General features: G+C 71.6%; 1 protein-coding gene. It reads left to right on the top strand.

The features are described from left to right. Positions 1 to 2,749: condensation domain-containing protein (locus tag ABZU99_RS34810; protein WP_356050506.1), on the top strand; the 2,749-nt coding region annotated here is incomplete at both ends.

Genomic DNA, 2,749 nt, shown 5'->3' with positions numbered 1-2,749 from the left:
GGCTACGTCCGGCGCCCCGGCCTGACGTCCGAGCGGTTCGTGGCCGCGCCGTTCGGCGGCTCGGGTGAGCGGATGTATCGCACGGGTGACCTGGCCCGGTGGTCTGCCGAGGGTCATTTGGTGTTCGCGGGCCGTGCTGACGATCAGGTGAAAATTCGTGGTTTCCGGATCGAGCCGGGTGAGGTCGAGGCGGTGCTGGCGGCGCATGAGAGCGTCGGCCAGGTCGCGGTGGTCGTACGGGAGGACCAGCCGGGTACCAAGCGCCTCGTCGCCTATGTCGTCGCCGAGGGCCCGGCCGTGGACCCGGCGATGCTGCTCGCCCATGTCGCGGAGCAGCTGCCCGACTACATGGTCCCCGCCGCCGTGGTGCCGCTGGATGCGTTGCCGGTGACGGTGAACGGCAAACTGGACCGCGCCGCCCTGCCTGCCCCCGAACTCGGCGGCTCGGTCGGCCGCGGGGCCGCGACCCCGCTGGAGGAGGTGGTGTGCGGGCTGTTCGCCGAGGTGCTGGGCCGTGACTGGGTCGGCGCCGAGGACTCCTTCTTCGATCTGGGCGGTGACTCGCTGCTCGCCATGCGGCTGATCGCCCGGATCCGGGCGGTGCTGAACGCCGAGATCACCGTGCGCGAGCTGTTCGGCGCACCGACCGTCGCGGCCCTGGCCCGGCACATCGACGGCGCCGCCGCCGGTGCCCGCGCCGGACTCGTCGCCCGTGAGCGCCCCGACCTGCTGCCCCTGTCGTACGGGCAGCAGCGGATGTGGTTCCTCAACCAGCTCGAGGAGCAGGGATCGGGCGCCGGATACAACGTGACGCTGGTGCTGAGGCTGCTCGGCGACCTGGACGTGGCCGCGCTCCGAGCGGCCCTCGCGGACGTGGCCGACCGGCACGAGTCGCTGCGTACCGTCTACTCGGAGACCGAGGGCGTCCCCCGCCAGCACATCCTGCACGGAGCCGACGCGCACCCGTCCGTCCACGTGCGCGCCGTCACCACCATAGGCCTGCCCGCGGCGGTCGAGGAGCTCGTCGCCCGGCGGTTCGACCTGGCGCGGGACCTGCCGTGGCGGATCGACCTGCTCCAGGTGTCGCCCACCGAGCACGTCATCCTGCTTGTCGCCCACCACATCGCGGTCGACGGCTGGTCCATGGGCGTCCTTACCCGCGATCTGCAGACCGCCTACGCGGCACGGCGCTCGGGAAGCGCGGTGGACTGGGTGCCGCTGCCGGTGCAGTACGCGGACTACGCGCTGTGGCAGCGGGAGGTGCTGGGCGACCTGGACGACCCGGACAGCCTGATCAGCGCGCAGCTCGGCTACTGGCGCCGGGCCCTGGCCGACCTGCCCGAGGAACTGACGCTTCCGGCGGACCGGCTGCGGCCCGCGACGCCCTCCTTCCAGGGCGGCTCACTCCCCGTCCGGCTCGACGCGTACGCGCACGGCCGGCTGGTGCACGTCGCCCAGCAGGGCTCGGCGACCATGTTCATGGTGGTGCAGGCGGCGCTGGCGATGCTGCTGGCCCGGCTCGGCGCGGGCACCGACATCCCCGTCGGCACCACGGTCGCCGGCCGCGGCGACAGTGCCCTGGAGGAGCTGGCCGGGTTCTTCGTGAACACCCTGGTGCTGCGCACCGATGTGAGCGGCGACCCGACGTTCGCGGAGCTGCTGGCCCGCGTCCGTGAGACCGACCTGGCCGCGTACACACACCAGGACGTGCCGTTCGAGCGGCTCGTGGACGACCTCAACCCGGTGCGGTCACTGTCCCGCAACCCGCTGTTCCAGATCATGCTGGTCCTGCAGAACGTCCCCCGGACCAGCGCGCCGTGGGACCTGCCCGGTCTGCGCGTGGAACCGATGGGGGCCGGTGACACGGTCGCCGCCCGTGTCGACCTGAGCATCAGCCTCGCCGAACAGCGCGACGACGAGGGCACCCCCGCCGGAATGGGCGGCGAACTCCAATACGCCACGGACCTGTTCGACCGTTCCACGGCCCAGGCGCTGGCCGAGCGGGTGGTGCGGGTGCTGGAGCAGGTGGCCGCCGATCCGTCGCTCACGGTGAGTCGGCTGGATGTGCTGGATGGGGTGGAGGAGCACGCGGTGGTGGCGGGGTGGAATGACACGGCCCGGCCGCTGCCGGTCCATACGCTGCCGGAGTTGTTCGCGGCGCAGGTGGCGCGGACGCCGGACGCGATGGCGGTGACCGGTCCCGACGCGACGCTGTCGTACGCGGAGCTGGAGGCGCGGGCGGATCGTGTGGCGCGTTGGCTGGTGGGTCGTGGTGTGGGTCCGGAGAGCCGGGTCGGGGTGGTGATGGACCGGTCTGCGGAGCTGGTGGTTGTGCTGTTGGGGGTGGTGAAGGCGGGTGGGGTGTATGTGCCGGTGGATCCGTCGTATCCGGGGGAGCGGGTGCGGCGGATTCTGGCGGGTGCGGCGGCGGAGGTGGTGTTGTGTTCGCGGGATCTGGTGGGGTTGGTTTCGGGGTGGGAGGGGTCGTGTGTGGTGTGGGACGACCCAGTGGTGGTGGCGGAGGTGGCGTCCTGTGCTGGTGGGGCTGTGGGGTCGGTGGGGGTGTCGGCTGGTTCGGCGGTGTATGTGATGTTCACGTCGGGGTCGACGGGTGAGCCGAAGGGGATTGTGGCCACGCATGGGGGTGTGGCGCAGTTGGTGCTGGATGAGGGTTGGTCGGTGGGTGAGGGTGACCGGGTGCTGATGCATGCGCCGCATGCTTTTGACGCGTCGACGTTTGAGGTGTGGG

Source organism: Streptomyces sp. NPDC005266 (assembly GCF_040607655.1).
Taxonomy (GTDB): Bacteria; Actinomycetota; Actinomycetes; order Streptomycetales; family Streptomycetaceae; genus Streptomyces.
This window is presented reverse-complemented; position numbering and strand designations above follow the sequence as displayed.